Annotated in this window: 15 protein-coding genes, 1 tRNA gene and 1 pseudogene; 1 reads left to right on the top strand and 16 read right to left on the bottom strand. The window is 56.9% G+C overall.

The features are described 5' to 3' along the window. From ACQQ2Q_RS22410 to rpsL, 4 genes are all read right to left on the bottom strand, one after another. On the bottom strand, window positions 1-117 hold a 117-nt coding region (locus tag ACQQ2Q_RS22410), incomplete at its 3' end, for a GTP-binding protein (RefSeq protein ID WP_143850884.1). A 71-nt stretch (window positions 118-188) separates the two neighbouring features. Further along, window positions 189-2,288, bottom strand: a complete 2,100-nt coding sequence (gene fusA / locus ACQQ2Q_RS22415; RefSeq protein WP_428189323.1) for an elongation factor G — start codon at window positions 2,286-2,288, stop codon at window positions 189-191. A gap of 32 nt (window positions 2,289-2,320) precedes the next feature. Continuing rightward, a complete protein-coding gene (gene rpsG, locus ACQQ2Q_RS22420) occupies window positions 2,321-2,791 on the bottom strand; it encodes a 30S ribosomal protein S7 (protein WP_428189324.1) in 471 nt (156 codons plus the stop codon). A gap of 85 nt (window positions 2,792-2,876) precedes the next feature. Next, window positions 2,877-3,248 (bottom strand): 30S ribosomal protein S12, encoded by a 372-nt coding sequence (gene rpsL, locus ACQQ2Q_RS22425; RefSeq protein WP_003507760.1) that lies wholly within the window; start codon window positions 3,246-3,248, stop codon window positions 2,877-2,879. Window positions 3,249-3,749: 501 nt separating this feature from the next. Here rpsL and ACQQ2Q_RS22430 point away from each other — a divergent pair. Beyond that, window positions 3,750-4,043, top strand: a complete 294-nt coding sequence (locus ACQQ2Q_RS22430) for a transcriptional regulator (RefSeq protein ID WP_428189325.1) — start codon at window positions 3,750-3,752, stop codon at window positions 4,041-4,043. Window positions 4,044-4,223: 180 nt separating this feature from the next. Here ACQQ2Q_RS22430 and rpoC read toward each other — a convergent pair whose 3' ends face one another. The 12 genes and pseudogenes from rpoC to tuf all read right to left on the bottom strand — a co-directional run. Then, window positions 4,224-8,438: a DNA-directed RNA polymerase subunit beta' gene (gene rpoC, locus ACQQ2Q_RS22435; protein WP_428189326.1), complete on the bottom strand. Its 4,215-nt coding sequence runs from the start codon at window positions 8,436-8,438 to the stop codon at window positions 4,224-4,226. 185 nt (window positions 8,439-8,623) lie between these two features. Beyond that, a complete protein-coding gene (gene rpoB, locus ACQQ2Q_RS22440; RefSeq protein WP_428189327.1) occupies window positions 8,624-12,766 on the bottom strand; it encodes a DNA-directed RNA polymerase subunit beta in 4,143 nt (1,380 codons plus the stop codon). A gap of 256 nt (window positions 12,767-13,022) precedes the next feature. After that, entirely contained in the window at window positions 13,023-13,397 is a 375-nt protein-coding gene (gene rplL, locus ACQQ2Q_RS22445; protein WP_428189328.1) for a 50S ribosomal protein L7/L12, read from the bottom strand. A gap of 70 nt (window positions 13,398-13,467) precedes the next feature. Then, window positions 13,468-13,986: a 50S ribosomal protein L10 gene (gene rplJ / locus ACQQ2Q_RS22450; protein WP_428189329.1), complete on the bottom strand. Its 519-nt coding sequence runs from the start codon at window positions 13,984-13,986 to the stop codon at window positions 13,468-13,470. A 344-nt stretch (window positions 13,987-14,330) separates the two neighbouring features. Then, window positions 14,331-15,029 carry a 50S ribosomal protein L1 gene (gene rplA / locus ACQQ2Q_RS22455; RefSeq protein ID WP_428189330.1) on the bottom strand — a complete coding sequence of 233 codons (699 nt, stop codon included), beginning with the start codon at window positions 15,027-15,029 and terminating at the stop codon, window positions 14,331-14,333. 2 nt (window positions 15,030-15,031) lie between these two features. Then, window positions 15,032-15,463 carry a 50S ribosomal protein L11 gene (gene rplK / locus ACQQ2Q_RS22460; protein WP_428189331.1) on the bottom strand — a complete coding sequence of 144 codons (432 nt, stop codon included), beginning with the start codon at window positions 15,461-15,463 and terminating at the stop codon, window positions 15,032-15,034. A gap of 141 nt (window positions 15,464-15,604) precedes the next feature. After that, the gene (nusG, locus tag ACQQ2Q_RS22465) at window positions 15,605-16,135 is read right to left on the bottom strand and encodes a transcription termination/antitermination protein NusG (protein WP_428189332.1); all 531 of its coding nucleotides are present in this window, start codon (window positions 16,133-16,135) and stop codon (window positions 15,605-15,607) included. 18 nt (window positions 16,136-16,153) lie between these two features. After that, on the bottom strand, window positions 16,154-16,354 hold the full coding sequence (secE, locus tag ACQQ2Q_RS22470; protein ID WP_428189333.1) for a preprotein translocase subunit SecE: 201 nt from the start codon (window positions 16,352-16,354) through the stop codon (window positions 16,154-16,156). A gap of 182 nt (window positions 16,355-16,536) precedes the next feature. After that, window positions 16,537-16,612 (bottom strand) — tRNA-Trp (locus ACQQ2Q_RS22475). A gap of 128 nt (window positions 16,613-16,740) precedes the next feature. Continuing rightward, entirely contained in the window at window positions 16,741-17,634 is an 894-nt protein-coding gene (locus ACQQ2Q_RS22480; RefSeq protein ID WP_428189334.1) for an NAD-dependent epimerase/dehydratase family protein, read from the bottom strand. A 56-nt stretch (window positions 17,635-17,690) separates the two neighbouring features. Then, on the bottom strand, window positions 17,691-18,140 hold the full coding sequence (locus tag ACQQ2Q_RS22485) for an NUDIX domain-containing protein (protein WP_428189335.1): 450 nt from the start codon (window positions 18,138-18,140) through the stop codon (window positions 17,691-17,693). 84 nt (window positions 18,141-18,224) lie between these two features. Further along, window positions 18,225-18,342, bottom strand: a pseudogene (gene tuf, locus ACQQ2Q_RS22490) (elongation factor Tu); the annotation flags it as partial.

The raw sequence follows: 18,342 nt of genomic DNA on the forward strand, positions 1-18,342 counted from the left end.
GAACTCACCGAAGAACTTGGTGATTGCAGCCGTCAGAGACGTCTTGCCATGGTCAACGTGGCCAATCGTGCCAATGTTAACGTGCGGCTTGTTGCGCTCAAATTTACTCTTTGCCATTTTCGGCTCTCCGTTTTGCTATCCCCATCCGGGGAAATTCAATTAATCTAATAGCTATTCGGGTATCCCGGTCACTTCTGACCGGAATACTTCGCCTGGATTTCCTGGGCTACGTTCGATGGAACCGGCGCGTAGTGATCGAAGACCATCGAATACTGGGCGCGGCCCTGCGACATGGAGCGAAGGTTGTCGACGTATTTGAACATGTTCGCAAGAGGAACATGCGCGTTGATGACCACTGCAACACCGCGTGATTCCTGGCCCTGGATCTGGCCACGACGCGAGTTCAGGTCACCGATTACGTCACCGACGTAATCTTCCGGCGTTACAACTTCGACCTTCATCATCGGCTCGAGCAACTGTGCACCAGCCTGACGGGCTGCTTCACGGAAGCAGGCACGCGATGCGATTTCGAAGGCGAGAACCGAGGAGTCGACGTCGTGGTATGCGCCATCGATCAGGGTTGCCTTGACACCGAGCATCGGGAAGCCAGCGAGCGGACCAGAAGTCAGAACGCTTTCGATGCCCTTCTGTACGCCAGGGATGTATTCCTTGGGAACAGAACCACCAACGATCTTGGATTCGAACAGGAAGTCTTCGCCATCCGGGTTCGGTTCGAAGACGATCTTGACGCGCGCGAACTGACCGGTACCACCGGACTGCTTCTTGTGCGTGTAATCTTCTTCATGCTTGCGCGTGATCGATTCACGGTAAGCAACCTGCGGTGCACCGACAGATGCTTCAACCTTGAACTCGCGACGCATACGGTCAACGAGAATGTCGAGGTGAAGCTCGCCCATGCCGGCGATGATGGTCTGACCCGATTCCTGGTCTGTCTTGACGCGGAAAGACGGATCTTCAGCAGCCAGACGATTGAGCGCGAGACCCATCTTTTCCTGGTCAGCCTTGGACTTCGGCTCGATCGCGATCTGAATGACCGGTTCCGGGAATTCCATGCGCTCGAGGATAACCGGCTTCAGGGGATCGCAGAGCGTGTCGCCTGTTGTGGTTTCCTTGAGGCCAGCCAGAGCCACGATGTCGCCTGCGAAGGCTTCTTCGATGTCTTCACGGCTGTTGGAATGCATCTGCAACATACGGCCGACGCGCTCGCGCTTGTCCTTGACCGTGTTGAGTACAGACGTACCCTTTTCGAGCTTGCCGGAATAGATGCGGCAGAACGTCAACGAACCGACGAAGGGGTCGTTCATGATCTTGAATGCCAGCATCGACAAAGGCTCGCTGTCGTCTGCATGACGCTCGATTTCGGCTTCGGTCTTGAAGTCGATACCGGCGATAGCAGGAATGTCCAGCGGCGACGGCAGGAAGTCGACAACGCCATCGAGAAGCGGCTGAACGCCCTTGTTCTTGAAGGCAGAGCCGCAGAACATCGGGAAGAACTTCACGTCGATGGTACCACGACGGATCAGCGCACGGATCTGATCGTTATCGGGCATATTGCCTTCAAGATAGGCTTCCATCGCAGCTTCGTCGATTTCGACGATCGCTTCGATCATCTTCTCGCGCCACTCGGCAGCACGTTCCTTCAGGTCGTCCGGGATTTCAACGACATCCCATTCAGCGCCGAGGTTTTCACCCTGCCAGACAAGGGCCTGCATTTCGATCAGATCGACAACGCCGGCAAAGTCGTTTTCAGCGCCGATCGGCAGCTGAACAACAACCGGGATCGCACCGAGACGAGTCTTGATCATCTCAACCGAGCGGTAGAAGTCGGCACCGATCTTGTCCATCTTGTTGCAGAAGATCATCCGCGGAACGTTGTACTTGTCGGCCTGACGCCAAACAGTTTCCGTCTGCGGCTCAACACCGGCATTGGCGTCGAGAAGCGCTACTGCACCGTCGAGAACGCGCAGCGAACGCTCAACTTCAATCGTGAAGTCAACGTGGCCGGGGGTGTCGATGATGTTGAAGCGGCGCATCTTGCCGTCGCGACCCTTCCAGAAGGTCGTGGTCGCAGCAGACGTGATGGTGATACCACGCTCCTGCTCCTGCTCCATCCAGTCCATGGTGGCTGCGCCGTCGTGCACTTCACCGATTTTGTGAGACTTGCCGGTGTAGAACAGAACGCGTTCGGTCGTCGTCGTTTTACCGGCGTCGATGTGCGCCATGATACCGAAATTGCGGTAGTCTTCGATTTTATATTCGCGAGCCATTATGGACTGCCTTTCAATAATCGATCGTGTGATTACCAGCGGTAATGCGAGAAGGCACGGTTGGCGTCGGCCATCTTGTGAGTGTCTTCGCGCTTCTTAACCGCGGAGCCACGATTGTTAGCTGCATCCATGAGTTCGCCGCACAGGCGATCGACCATGGTTGTTTCGTTGCGCTTGCGAGCGGCGGTGATCAGCCAGCGGATGGCGAGAGCCTGACGGCGCTCCGGACGAACATCGACCGGGACCTGGTAGGTTGCACCACCAACGCGACGCGAACGCACTTCAACGTGCGGAGCAACGTTTTCAAGCGCCTGATGGAAAACCGTTACCGGCTCCTGCTTCATCTTTTCATGAACGTTATCGAACGCGCCATAAACAATGGTTTCAGCGACGGACTTCTTACCATGCAACATGATGGCATTCATGAACTTGGTGACAACGAGATCGCCGAACTTCGGGTCCGGGTTGATCTCACGCTTTTCAGCTCTGTGGCGACGTGACATGCTTCTTGTCTCTCAACTGGTTGATGGCGCCTTATAACGCGGAGAACCTCGCGCAGCGCCCGATTAAATCGTTTGTGACCGAAGATTACTTCGGACGCTTTGCACCGTATTTGGAGCGGCGCTGCTTACGGTTCTTGACGCCCTGCGTATCGAGAACACCACGGATGATGTGGTAACGAACGCCCGGCAAATCCTTTACGCGGCCGCCGCGGATCATCACAACGGAGTGTTCCTGCAGGTTATGGCCTTCGCCTGGGATATAACCGATGACTTCAAAGCCATTGGTCAGACGGATCTTGGCGACCTTACGAAGAGCCGAGTTCGGCTTCTTTGGGGTCGTGGTGTAAACGCGAGTGCAAACTCCACGCTTCTGCGGGTTTTCCTGAAGAGCAGGAACCTTATTGCGCTTTACCTGTGCCTGACGCGGCTTACGGATCAGCTGGTTTACGGTAGGCATATAACCATCCCTTGTTGTGTCTCTAAGCCCTCACGGACCCTTCGTCTTGCCGTCGCCGGCGGTGGCCGCACCGTTCATCATGCGCAAAATATGGCCCTACCCGCTTTTTAGCGGATGGACCACAAAGAGCAGAGGACGCACTTACCATGCGTCATGCGTGCAGCATTTCAGTCTTCAGCGTGCGTTAGAACCTTGTTTGAGGTGAACTCCGGGACGAGTCGTCCTGAACAGCCATGCCTCACATTGGATCTGATGCCGGGCGTACTACTGGTTTCCCCAGGTTCCGTCAAGTCTGCATCGGGAAATTCTTGCCAAACGGCGGTGCAGAGGGGTCGTCTACACCCTTAATTCGCCCCGGCCATGGAAATATCGTGGATGCAACGCTAGATTCAAGATCCATCACTGAAAACAGGGCGGGAATCGTTTACTCCCCTCACCTTCTTACACGCTGGCGGCGAAGGCGCCGTTCGAATCAAGTATCTTCAGACGAAAGGAAACGCCATGGCCAGCCCGGCGGACAACGACAACTCCAACGACGAGCCTATGGTCTTCATCATTATCGCCAAGGCCTATGAGGTCGCCGATAGCGATGGTATCGACCTGCATATCATGCTGATCGCACCGGACGACGACACCGCTGTGAGGACTGCCCTCAACGCGCTGTCCGAAGAAGGCTATCTGGAGGCAGATCTCGACCAGATCGGCGTGATGGGCGGCATGCCTGATGAGGAGCCGCATGCTTCTGCTTATCAGGGCGCGCTTGAGGGCGAAGTCGCGATCATCCGCTTCGACTGATGTATCGCTGGTCTGCGCGGTAGGCGCGGACCAGAATTTGACGGGTCGCTGGCTTTCGCCTGCGGCCCTTTTTCGTGCGCATCTTTTGGAGACCATCATTGTTTGACGACAAAAGGCGCCCGGATTGCTCCGAGCGCCTTTCTAATTTTCAAACCTGACAGGAAAGCCCTGTGCTGGCGATTACTCGCCGGCGGTTGGCTGTTCTGCCTTGGCAAGATCCTGAAGCATCGGCGTTGCCGAATCCACACCGGAACCCTTCTTGCGTTCCTCGAGAATGAGGTCGTCGCGAGAGGTTGCGATACGGCGGATCTGGGTCATGACGCCACCGGTACCGGCAGGGATCAAACGACCGACGATCACGTTTTCCTTCAGGCCGAGCAGCGGGTCGGTCTTGCCGGCAATCGCAGCTTCCGTGAGAACCTTGGTGGTTTCCTGGAAGGATGCGGCCGAGAAGAAGGACGGCGTCTGCAGCGATGCCTTGGTGATGCCGAGCAGGACCGGCAGGCCATCAGCTGGCTTCTTGCCTTCCTCGACGAGACGCTCGTTGAGGTTATCGAGCTCGATGCGATCCACATTGTCGCCAACGATATAGCCGGAGTCACCGGACTCGGTGATTTCGACCTTCTGCAGCATCTGGCGAACGATCACCTCGATGTGCTTGTCGTTGATGACAACGCCCTGCAGACGGTAGACTTCCTGGATTTCGTTCACGAGGTAGGAAGCGAGTGCCTCCACGCCCTTGATCGCCAGGATGTCGTGCGGTGCCGGGTTACCGTCGAGGATGTAGTCACCCTTTTCGATAAAGTCGCCTTCCTGAAGGTGGAAGGGCTTGCCCTTCGGAATCAGGTATTCGACCTGTTCGACACCATCTTCTGCCGGCTCGATGATCACGCGACGCTTGTTCTTGTAGTCGCGGCCGAGGCGGATCGTACCATCAATCTCAGCGATGACGGCATGGTCCTTCGGACGACGAGCTTCGAACAGTTCGGCAACACGCGGCAGACCACCGGTGATGTCCTTCGTCTTCGCGCTTTCCAGTGGCGAACGTGCAAGCACGTCACCCTGGGAGACCTTCTGGCCCGGCTCAACCGACAGAATGGCGTCAACCGAAAGCTGGAAGCGGGCATCGTTACCACGGGCAAGTTTGATCACATTGCCGGCGTCGTCCTTGATGACGATCGCAGGCTTGAGATCCGCGCCGCGCGGCGTGGAGCGCCAGTCGATGACCTGACGCTTGGTGATGCCTGTGGACTCGTCGGTTGCTTCCAGAACGGAGAGACCATCGACCACATCTTCGAACTCGACCGTACCTGCTACTTCCGTCATGACCGGACGTGTATACGGATCCCACTCGGCGAGACGCTGACCGCGCTTCACCTTGTCGCCATCGTCGACAAACAGCTTGGAGCCGTAGGCGACACGCTGCGAAGACCGTTCGACGCCACGTTCGTCCAGGATCGTGACCGACAGCGTACGACCCATGGCAACCAGGTTGCCGTCGGAGTTGCGCAGCATGTTGCGGTTCTTGATCTGCACAGTACCTTCGTACGATGCTTCCAGGAACGAGCTGTCGACCACGTTTGCCGTACCGCCAAGGTGGAAGGTACGCATGGTGAGCTGGGTGCCCGGCTCACCGATCGACTGCGCAGCGATAACGCCGACAGCTTCACCGATGTTGACAGGCGTACCACGGGCAAGGTCGCGACCATAGCAGACGCCGCAAACGCCGGTCTGCACTTCGCAGGTCAGGGCCGAGCGAATTCGGATCGACTGGATGCCAGCCTTTTCGATTTCGATGACATCGGGCTCGAGGATCATCTTGCCGGCATCGACGATACGCTCGCCAGTGACCGGATGATCGATATCGTCCAGAGCCGTACGACCCAGAACACGGACACCGATGGAGGCAACAACCTGACCGGCATCGACGATGGCGGTCATGGTCAGGCCGTTTTCAGTTCCGCAATCGACCATGTTGACGATGCAATCCTGCGCAACGTCAACCAGACGACGGGTCAGGTAACCCGAGTTAGCCGTCTTCAAAGCGGTGTCTGCGAGACCCTTACGGGCACCGTGAGTCGAGTTGAAGTACTCGTTAACGGTCAGACCTTCCTTAAAGTTCGACGTGATCGGCGTCTCGATGATTTCACCCGATGGCTTGGCCATAAGGCCGCGCATGCCGCCCAGCTGACGCATCTGGTTCACCGAACCACGCGCACCGGAGTGGCTCATCATGTAAATCGAGTTCATCGGCTTTTGACGACCGGTTTCGGGATCGAATTCGACAGCCTTAATGCGGGCCATCATTTCTTCCGTGACCTTTTCAGTCGCCTTGCCCCATGCGTCGACAACCTTGTTGTACTTTTCGCCCTGGGTGATGAGACCGTCGTTGTACTGCTGCTCGTATTCCTTCACCAGCGCTTCCGTATCACCGACGATGGTGTACTTGGCGTCCGGGATGACCATGTCGTCCTTGCCGAAGGAAATACCGGCGCGGCAAGCATGGCCGAAGCCGAGCTGCATGATGCGATCGCAGAAGATGACCGTGTCTTTCTGACCGCAGTGACGGTAGACCGTGTCGATCATCTTCGAGATGTTCTTCTTGGTCATTTCCTGGTTGCAGGTTTCGAACGGCACCTGGAAGTTCTTCGGCAGAAGTTCGCCGATGAGCATACGACCAGGTGTCGTTTCGTGAACGTGCGAGACCGGGTTGCCGTCTTCATCAACTGTCTTGAAACGACCACGGATCTTGGAGTGCAAGGTAACAACCTTGTTTTCCAGAGCGTGATGCAGCTCGCCGAGGTCGGAGAAGACCATGCCTTCGCCCGGCTCGTTCTGGTTCATGATCGACAGATAGTAGAGGCCGAGAACCATGTCCTGCGACGGCACGATGATCGGATGACCATTGGCCGGGTGCAGAATGTTGTTGGTCGACATCATCAGCACGCGGGCTTCGAGCTGGGCTTCCAGCGACAGCGGCACGTGAACGGCCATCTGGTCGCCGTCGAAGTCGGCGTTGAAGGCCGTGCAGACGAGCGGATGCAGCTGGATCGCCTTGCCTTCAACCAGGGTCGGTTCGAAGGCCTGGATGCCCAGGCGGTGAAGCGTCGGCGCACGGTTCAGAAGAACCGGATGCTCGCGGATAACCTCGTCGAGGATATCCCAGACCTCAGGCTTTTCCTTTTCAACCAGCTTCTTGGCCTGCTTGACGGTCGAGGAGTAACCCTTGGCGTCGAGACGGGCATAGATGAATGGCTTGAACAGCTCGAGCGCCATCTTCTTCGGCAGACCGCACTGGTGCAGCTTCAGTTCAGGACCGGTCACGATAACCGAACGACCGGAATAGTCGACGCGCTTACCGAGAAGGTTCTGACGGAAACGGCCCTGCTTGCCCTTGAGCATGTCGGACAGCGACTTCAACGGACGCTTGTTGGCGCCGGTGATGACGCGGCCACGGCGGCCGTTGTCGAACAGTGCATCCACAGATTCCTGCAGCATGCGCTTTTCGTTGCGGATAATGATGCCGGGAGCGCGCAGTTCGATCAGGCGCTTCAGACGGTTGTTACGGTTGATCACACGACGATAGAGATCGTTGAGGTCAGACGTCGCAAAACGACCGCCATCGAGCGGAACCAGCGGGCGCAGGTCCGGCGGGATGACAGGAACGACCTTCATGATCATCCATTCCGGCTTGTTGCCGGACTCGATGAAGTTCTCGACGATCTTCAGCCGCTTCATCAGCTTCTTCTGCTTCAGATCCGACGTTGTTTCAGCCAGATCCGTGCGCAGATCGCCAGCGATCTTTTCCAGGTTCATGGATGCCAGCATCTCGAAGATGGCTTCAGCGCCGATCATGGCGGTAAACTGATCTTCGCCGAACTCGTCGACGGCGATCATGTATTCTTCTTCGGAGAGAAGCTGGTTTTCCTTGAGCGAGGTCAGGCCTGGCTCCGTCACGATATAGTTCTCGAAATAGAGAACGCGCTCAACATCCTTCAACGTCATGTCGAGCAATGTCGAGATGCGCGAAGGAAGCGACTTCAGGAACCAGATATGGGCAACGGGAGCGGCGAGCTCGATATGGCCCATGCGCTCACGGCGAACGCGCGACAGCGTGACTTCCACACCGCACTTTTCGCAGATGATGCCCTTGTACTTCATGCGCTTGTACTTGCCGCAAAGGCACTCATAGTCCTTGATCGGGCCAAAAATACGCGCGCAGAACAGACCGTCACGCTCTGGCTTGAACGTACGGTAGTTGATGGTCTCAGGCTTCTTGATCTCGCCATAGGACCAGGAGAGAATTTTCTCAGGCGAGGCGATCGAAATCCGGATGGAATCGAAGTGCTGAGCCGGAACCTGCGGATTGAAAAGGTTCATGACCTCTTGGTTCATGCCTGTCTCCTTGTGGGGCTTATCGCCCTCAGCTTGGGATCGATGGTGACCAAATTCCCGGGTGACCACCACAATCCCCTAAAACGACTATAGACCGCGAATGCGGCGGAAATGCCCTGCCCCGGGCTTTGAGCGCCGGAGCAGAAGCAGCGCGCGCCAATTGGCCGGCGCGCGCCTCGTCTTCCTTATTCTGCCGCGTCCGGTAACTGGCCTGCTGCGGCTGCCGCTTCGTCCAGCTTGGAATTCTCCAGCTCGACCGACAAGCCGAGAGAGCGCATTTCCTTGACCAGAACGTTGAAGCTTTCCGGAATGCCGGCCTCGAAGGTATCGTCACCACGGACGATCGCTTCATAGACCTTTGTACGGCCGGCCACGTCATCCGACTTGACCGTGAGCATTTCCTGCAGCGTGTAAGCTGCACCGTAAGCTTCCAGAGCCCAGACTTCCATTTCCCCGAAGCGCTGACCACCGAACTGCGCCTTACCACCAAGCGGCTGCTGGGTGACGAGCGAGTAAGGACCGATCGAACGCGCGTGGATCTTGTCGTCGACCAAGTGGTTCAGCTTGATCATGTACATGTAGCCAACGGTGACCTTTCGGTCGAACTGTTCACCGGTACGGCCATCGTACAGAACTGACTGACCCGACGGATCGAGACCGGCGCGGGTGAGCATCTCGGAAACGTCAATCTCGTGCGCACCGTCGAAGACCGGCGTTGCGATCGAGACACCTCCCTTGGACTGATCAGCCAAGAGCAGCAGCGACTCGTCGTCGAAATGATCGACTTCGTCGTTTGCAATGCTCTTGTAGGTGGCTGTCAGCTCTTCACGCAGCTCGGTGATGTCGTTGCTCGTCTTGTATTCCTCGAGCATTTCACCGATGCGCTTGCCCATACCGGCGCAAGCCCAGGCCAGGTGCGTTTCAAGGATCTGACCAACGTTCATACGCGAAGGCACGCCAAGCGGGTTCAGAACGATGTCGACATGCGTACCATCTTCGAGGAACGGCATGTCCTCGACCGGCACGATGCGCGAGACCACGCCCTTGTTACCATGACGGCCGGCCATCTTGTCGCCTGGCTGGATCTTGCGCTTCACAGCGACAAAGACCTTGACCATCTTCATGACGCCCGGAGGCATTTCGTCGCCACGCTGGACCTTTTCGACCTTGTCCATGAAGCGCTGTTCAAGGCGCGACTTGGATTCGTCGTACTGACCACGCAGGGCTTCGATCTCGCCCTGGACCTTTTCGTCCTCAACGGCAAACATCCACCACTGCGAACGCGGGTATTCAGACACGATGCTGTTGTTGAGTTCAGCACCCTTCTTGAAGCCCTTGGGTCCGGCAACCGACATCTGACCACGCAGCATGTCCATCAACCGGCTGTAGACGTTACGGTCGAGAATGGCCTGCTCGTCGTCACGGTCCTTGGCGAGGCGCTCGATTTCCTCACGCTCGATCGCCATCGCACGTTCGTCCTTTTCAACGCCGTGGCGGTTGAAAACGCGAACTTCGACGATCGTGCCGAATGTGCCCGGAGGCATGCGCATCGAGGTGTCGCGAACGTCGGAGGCCTTTTCACCGAAGATGGCACGCAGAAGCTTTTCTTCCGGCGTCATCGGGCTTTCGCCCTTCGGTGTGATCTTGCCCACCAGGATATCGCCCGGTGCAACTTCCGCACCGATGTAAACGATACCGGCTTCGTCGAGGTTTTTCAGCGCTTCTTCCGAAACGTTCGGAATGTCGCGCGTGATTTCTTCCGGACCAAGCTTGGTGTCGCGGGCCATGACTTCAAACTCCTCGATATGGATCGAGGTGAAGACGTCATCGCGTACGATACGCTCGGACAGAAGGATGGAGTCCTCGTAGTTGTAGCCGTTCCATGGCATGAACGCGACGAGCGTGTTGCGGCCAAGTGCCAGATCGCCGAGGTCAGTCGACGGACCGTCAGCAATGATGTCGCCCTTGTTCAGAATGTCACCGACGGCGACCAGCGGCCGCTGGTTGACGCAGGTGTTCTGGTTGGAACGCTGGAACTTCTGCAGACGGTAGATGTCCACACCAGACTTCGACGGATCGAGATCTTCGGTCGCACGGATAACGATACGGGTCGCATCCACCTGGTCAACGATACCGCCGCGGCGAGCACCGATGGCCGCACCGGAGTCACGGGCCACGATCGGCTCCATGCCGGTACCAACGAATGGCGCTTCAGCACGTACCAGAGGCACGGCCTGACGCTGCATGTTGGAACCCATGAGCGCGCGGTTGGCGTCGTCGTTTTCCAGGAACGGGATCAGAGCGGCAGCAACCGATACGACCTGCTTTGGCGAAACGTCCATCAGGTTGACAGTGTCGCGCGGCGACAGCATCACATCGCCGGCGTGACGGCAAACGACGAATTCTTCGACGAATTCACCTTCTGGCGTCAGTTCGGAGTTCGCCTGGGCAACGTAGTACTTGGCCTCTTCCATTGCCGAGAGGTACAGCACTTCCTTGGTCACCTTGCCGTCCACGATCTTGCGGTACGGGCTTTCAATGAAGCCGTACTTGTTGACGCGGGCGAAGGTTGCAAGCGAGTTGATCAGACCGATGTTCGGGCCTTCCGGCGTTTCAATCGGGCAAATACGGCCGTAGTGGGTCGGGTGAACGTCGCGGACTTCAAAGCCCGCGCGTTCGCGTGTCAGACCACCTGGGCCAAGAGCCGAAAGGCGGCGCTTGTGGGTGATTTCCGACAGCGGGTTCACCTGGTCCATGAACTGCGACAGCTGCGACGATCCGAAGAACTCGCGAACAGCAGCAGCGGCCGGCTTGGCGTTGATCAGATCCTGCGGCATCACAGTGTCGATTTCGATCGAGGACATACGTTCCTTGATCGCACGTTCCATGCGCAACAGACCCAGACGATACTGGTTTTCCATCAGCTCGCCGACCGAGCGGACACGACGGTTGCCGAGGTTGTCGATATCGTCGATTTCGCCGCGGCCATCGCGAAGCTCAACGAGCATCTTGACGACAGCCAGGATGTCTTCCTTGCGCAGAACGCGAACCGTGTCTTCGGCATCGAGATCGAGACGCATGTTCATCTTCACGCGACCAACGGCCGAGAGATCGTAACGCTCGCTGTCGAAGAACAGCGAGTTGAACATGGCTTCCGCCGAATCCATGGTTGGCGGCTCACCCGGACGCATCACGCGATAGATGTCGAACAGAGCTTCCTGACGGTTCTCGTTCTTGTCTGCAGCAAGCGTATTGCGGATGTAAGCGCCGACATTGATATGGTCGATACCCAGAACCGGGATCTCGTCGATACCGTTATCGAGGATGATCTGCAGGGTCTTCTCGTCCAGTTCGTCACCGGCTTCGAGAAAGATCTCACCGGTTTCGAAGTTGACGATATCCTCTGCGAGGAAGTTCCCGTACAGGTCCTCGTCGGAGGCCTTCAGTGCCTTGACGCCCTTGTCTACCAGCTGACGCAGCAGACGCGGAGTCAGCTTCTTGCCGGATTCAACGACGACTTCGCCCGTATCCGCATCGACCATCTCGGAGATGACCTTGGCACCCTTCAGGGTTTCCGGATTGAACGGGATGCGCCAGCCGCCCTCTGAGCGCGCATAGGTAGACTTCGAATAGAAGGTCGACAGAATTTCTTCGCCGTCCATGCCCAGCGCCATCAGAAGCGATGTCGCAGGGATCTTGCGGCGACGGTCGATACGGGCATGCACGATGTCCTTGGCGTCGAACTCGATGTCGAGCCACGAACCACGATACGGGATCACGCGGGCCGCAAACAGAAGCTTGCCGGACGAATGGCTCTTGCCCTTGTCGTGGTCGAAGAAGACGCCCGGCGAACGGTGCATCTGCGAAACGATAACGCGTTCCGTGCCGTTGACAACGAAGGTACCGTTGTTGGTCATCAAAGGCATGTCGCCCATGTAGACCGACTGTTCCTTGATGTCCTTGATCGACTTCGCGCCCGTATCCTCATCAATATCAAACACGATAAGGCGCAGCGTCACTTTCAGCGGCGCTGCATAGGTCAGGTCACGCTGACGGCATTCGTCGACGTCGAACTTCGGCGGCTCGAATTCGTAGGAGACGAATTCCAGCATCGAAGCGCCAGAGAAATCCGTGATCGGGAATACGGATTTGAAAACGGCATTAAGCCCCTCATCGGGACGGCCACCTTCGGGCTCGTCAACCATGAGGAACTGATCGTAAGAAGCCTTCTGAACCTCGATGAGGTTCGGCATTTCCGCGACTTCTGGAATTTTACCAAAAAATTTGCGTACGCGCCTACGACCATTAAAGGAAAGGGTCTGAGCCATCGTCGCTCCTTGTCAATTTGCATCCGGGCCTGCAACGGACGGAGGGCGCTGGCCAGGCGGCTCCGTCGATCAATGGATCAATCAAACTCGTCTCTGATCCCGAAGCGCCGGCCGGATTGCCGTACAGTTCGGTTTGAGACCATCCTCTTGAAGAACCCATTACCCAAAAGCCGTTTTACGGGCTTTTGGGTAATCAGTTCGGCGAGAAAATACGAATGGGAGAGGGCAAAAGCCCTCCCCCAAACGCAATTTCAAATTACTTAACGTCGACCTTGGCGCCAGCGTCTTCAAGCTTCTTCTTGAGGTCTGCAGCTTCAGCCTTGGAAACGGCTTCCTTGACAGCCTTAGGAGCGGCTTCAACGAGGTCCTTGGCTTCCTTCAGGCCGAGACCTGTGATAGCGCGGACTTCCTTGATGACGTTGATCTTGTTTGCGCCGGCATCTGCGAGGATGACGTCAAACTCGGTCTTTTCTTCTTCAGCAGCAACAGCAGCACCGCCGCCAGCAGCAGCAACAGCTACAGGAGCAGCTGCAGAAACGCCCCACTTTTCTTCGAGCATCTTGGAAAGCTCAGCAGCTTCCAGAACTGTCAGTGCGGAGAGGTCGTCAACGATCTTTGCGAGATCAGCCATTGTCATAGTTCCTTAATAAGTGTTCGGTTCGAAACGAACTGGGTTTTGATATGAACAGCGAAAAACCGCCTTACGCGGCTTCGTCCTTCTTGGCATAGGCCGCAAACACGCGAGCAAGCTGACTTGCCGGTGCTGCAACAACCCCTGCGATGCGAGTAGCTGGCGTCTGGATCATGCCCAGCAGCTTTGCGCGCAGTTCGTCGAGCGAAGGCAGGGTCGCAAGCGACTTGACTGCATTGGCGTCGAGCGTGGTTGCTCCCATGGCACCACCGAGAACAACGATCTTGTCGTTGGTCTTGGCGAAATCCATGACGACTTTCGGAGCCGTGATCGGGTCTTCGCTGTAAGCAATCAGCGTCTGACCTTTGAAGAGATCAGTGATCCCTTCGGCTTCCGTGCCCTGAAGAGCGATCTTGGCCAGACGGTTCTTCGCGACTTTGACGGTGCCGCCAGCAGCACGCATTTTCGAACGAAAGTCGTTCATTTGCGCAACTGTGACACCAGCATAGTGGGCCACAACAACCGAACCGGAAGCCTTAAAGACTTCGCTCAGCTCTGTGACGAATTCGCGTTTTTCCGCTCTTTCCACTGTCTGTCTCCAGTTGACGGGACCGCAATCATGCAGGCCCCATCGGGTTTGCCTTTTGCCCCTTGGGAATCTTGTCTTCAAGATCCCAAGCGACGCTTGAGGATCCTGTCCCCTTCACACTAACCCACGAAAGGCCAGGCATCAGGCACACTAGGCTCGAACCGAATGTAAGGATGCTTGCGCGTCCCGAATTCCGGATCTTACCCGTCTCATGCAGGCGGAAATTAAGGCCTTTCGGCCACCCGCAATCTCGGACAGGAATGCCCGGCTATGAAACCGGGCAATTTCCGGCCCCGAAGGACCGGAAATTCAGGAAGGCCGGGATCGAAATCCCGGCCATAAACTTAAGCTGCCGAAACCGACGAAGGGTCGATCTTGACGCCAGGACCCATGGTCGAGGAGATGGCTACGCGCTTGACGTAGTTACCCTTTGCACCGGCTGGCTTTGCCTTGACGACGGCGTCAGCGAAGGCACGGATGTTTTCTTCCAGAGCCTTGGCATCGAAGGAGGCCTTGCCGATGCCGGCGTGAACGATACCGGCCTTTTCGACGCGGAACTCGACTGCGCCGCCCTTGGAAGCCTTAACAGCTCCGGCAACATCCATCGTCACAGTTCCCACCTTCGGGTTCGGCATCATGCCACGTGGGCCGAGAACCTTACCGAGACGACCGACGAGCGGCATCATGTCAGGCGTTGCAATGCAGCGATCGAAATCGATCTTGCCGCCCTGAACGATCTCAACGAGATCTTCAGCACCAACGACATCTGCGCCAGCAGCCTTGGCTTCATCAGCCTTGGCGCCACGGGCAAATACGGCAACCTTGACGTCACGGCCAGTGCCGTTCGGCAGATTGACAACACCACGAACCATCTGGTCGGCGTGACGCGGGTCGACACCGAGGTTCATGGAGATTTCAACGGTCTCGTCGAACTTGGCAATTGCCCGTTCCTTGACGAGAGAAATGGCATCGGCGAGAGCGACCAGAGTGGTCGGATCAATGCCTTCACGGATCTTCTGAATACGCTTTGCGAGCTTAGCCATGATCAACCTACCACTTCTAGGCCCATGGCGCGGGCGGAGCCCTCGATCATGGCCATTGCGCCGTCGATATCAGCGGCATTCAGATCCTTCATCTTGGCTTCGGCGATCGTACGGACCTGGTCCTTGGTGATCTTGCCGGCAGCAGCGCCCTTGCCCGGTGTCTTCGAGCCGGACGTAACCTTTGCTTCCTTCTTCAGGAAGTAGCTGACTGGCGGCTGCTTCATGATGAAGTTGAAGGACTTGTCCTGGTAATAGGTGATGACGACCGGAATCGGCATACCCTTTTCCATTTCCTGCGTGGCGGCATTGAACGCCTTGCAGAATTCCATAATGTTAATGCCACGCTGACCAAGTGCCGGGCCGATTGGCGGGGACGGGTTTGCCGATCCTGCCTTGACCTGGAGCTTGAGCTGGCCTGCAACTTTCTTAGCCATATCTCTCTGCCTTTCGTTGTGGACCGGAAACCCGGCCCGTAGATGCCGGATTGCTCCGGCGGCTGCGGTTGCGTGGTGCGATCACAAAGCCCGGCTAAGGCCCCTTCTCTCCCACGCGATTTGCGGGTTACCCCGCAGCACTCAGACCTTTTCGACCTGAGCGTATTCGAGTTCGACCGGCGTAGCGCGACCGAAAATAGAAACTTCAACCTTGAGACGCGAACGCTCCTCATCGACATCCTGTACGGTGCCGTTGAAGGATGCGAACGGACCGTCGGAGACGCGAACCTGTTCACCGATCTCAAAGGTGACGGAGGACTTGGGCCGCTCGACACCTTCCTGAACCTGACCGAGGATACGCTCGGCTTCGAAGTCAGGGATCGGAACAGGCTTGTTGTCCGAACCAAGGAACCCCGTAACCTTCGGGGTGTTCTTGATGAGGTGATAAGCCTCGTCCGTCAGGTTTGCCCGAACCATGACATAGCCCGGGAAGAACTTGCGTTCAGAATCGACTTTGCGTCCACGACGCACTTCGACAACCTTTTCGGTCGGAACCAGGATCTTCTCGAAGAGATGCTCAAGGCCTTTTTGCCGAGCTTTTTCCTCGATCGATTCTGCGACCTTCTTTTCAAAGTTCGAATATGCGTGGACGATATACCAGCGTGCCGCCATGACTTTATCTCCGCCCAATTAGTTGCCGAGGTTAAGCACGAGGCTGATCAGCCAGCCGATCAATTGATCAGCCGCGAAGAAAAACAGCGCAGCAAAAACGACCATAACGAGAACCATTACCGTCGAGATCACCGTCTCGCGGCGAGACGGCCACGTTACTTTCGACGTCTCGGAGCGAACCTGCTGCAGAAACGCGAATGGATTTGCCTTTGATGCCATCTAATTCATGCCCACGCACATACGGCACGTAAAGCCGAACTATTCAGCCCCACGCACCGCGTGTCTGTTTGAACCCTACATAAACGCCGAAATCCAATTCCACAAGAGCGAATCCGAAAACGACGCACATTCCAATTTCGTGCTTACACACCACCATCAAGCATATGTGCACTTGACGATAGTGGCAGGGGCAGAGGGGCTCGAACCCACGGCCTGCGGTTTTGGAGACCGCCGCTCTACCAACTGAGCTATACCCCTACGTCCTCGCCAAGCGAGGTCGTGGGGGTACATATTCAGTTTGGCCGAGGATGACAAGCCCAATCACGAGGTGACGACGCAATTTTTGCGTGATGCCCCGAAAGAGCCGACTTTCGACCGCCCTGCCCTCACAGATTTACGTATTTCCGCCAGTCATGCTCTTCCTTGAAACCGAGGACTTCGCGAATCTTGGCATTGGAAATCAGTCCTTCGTCCCGCGCCATGTCGCGCTTGAACGCTACGCCGGGGAAGAATCGGGCGGCCAGTTCCTGAGTCGTCATCTGGGCTGTGACCGTATCATTGGTGGCATTGAAGACCTGAAAGCCCAGGCCATCCTTTTCAATGCACAGATGGACCATCTGACCGAGGTCGCGCGCGTCGATATAGCACCAGGCATTGCGCAGGCGCGTCTCCGGTTTTTCGACAAATTCGGTGAACATGCCGTATTCGTCCGGCTCGATGACATTGCCGATTCGAAGCGCGTAGACGTCGGCACCGGTTCGCTCGGCAAAGGCGCGTGCCGTCTTCTCGTTGACGACCTTGGACAAACCATAGCTATCCATCGGATCGACGTCATAATCCTCATCGAAGGGCAGATAATGCGGAAGCTTGTCGCCCTCTGCAAAGCAGATGCCATAAGTGGTTTCGCTGGAGGCAATGACCACCTTGCGAATACCAAGCTTCACCGCCGCCTCTATGACATTATAGGTGCCAATCGTGTTGACGCGGAAGGTCTCGTTGTCCGGCTTGATCAGGATCCGCGGAATGGCTGCGAAATGGACGACGGCGTCAAATGGCTGAACGCCCTTGCCGTGTTCGAGATCGGAAAAGTCAGTATGCATCGACAGCGCATTGAAGACCTGGCCGGAATCGGTGATGTCGACCGTCAGATTGGTGACGCCCGGATAATCCAGCGGCACGAGATCGATATTGTGGACCTCGTATCCCTTGTCGATGAGCCAGGGTATGACATGCCGGCCCGCCTTGCCAGAACCGCCGGTGAACAGAATACGTTTGGTCATGAAATCCTCCCTTAATGCCGTCACCTAAATAGGTTGGATGGCGCCAGTGACAACCTCTATCTTTGAAACAAGTGGGCCACAGGATAGGGCAATGCCAGCGGCGGCATGTCTGCCTCTGCAAACCAGTCGAGCCGCTCCGTTTCTTTATCGATTGCCGAATCCATTGCCTCGCCGAGAATACGGCAGCGATAAAGCACGACGAGATATTCGACCTGATCGCCATTGGGATAGGTGTGGCGATAGTCCGCGCCGCCAAACACGGCCAGAACCGTTTGCGGCTCGACCAGAAAACCCGTTTCCTCCCGAACTTCGCGCATGATCGCCTGCTCGGGCGTCTCGCCGATTTCGATCGCACCGGCCGGCAGGCTCCAGCCCTGCCGCGCAGACTTGCGCTGAAGCAACAGGCGCCCCTCCGCGTTCGAAATAGATGCAGCGACGCTTGGCACCATCAATCGCTCGCGACCGACCAGGCGCCGCAGGTTGCCGATATATCCGTCCCCCGCCACCAATCACCTCTCCCTTGAGCGACCAACAAAAAAGCCCCGCCGTTTCCGGCGGGGCTCGCATCTTCCTCGCGGAAGAAACCGATATTACTCGATGATGGAAGCCACGATACCGGCGCCGACGGTGCGGCCGCCTTCGCGGATCGCGAAGCGCAGCTTTTCTTCCATCGCGATCGGAACGATCAGCTCGACTTCAACCGTGACG

Source organism: Agrobacterium sp. ES01 (assembly GCF_050320885.1).
Lineage (GTDB): Bacteria > Pseudomonadota > Alphaproteobacteria > Rhizobiales > Rhizobiaceae > Allorhizobium.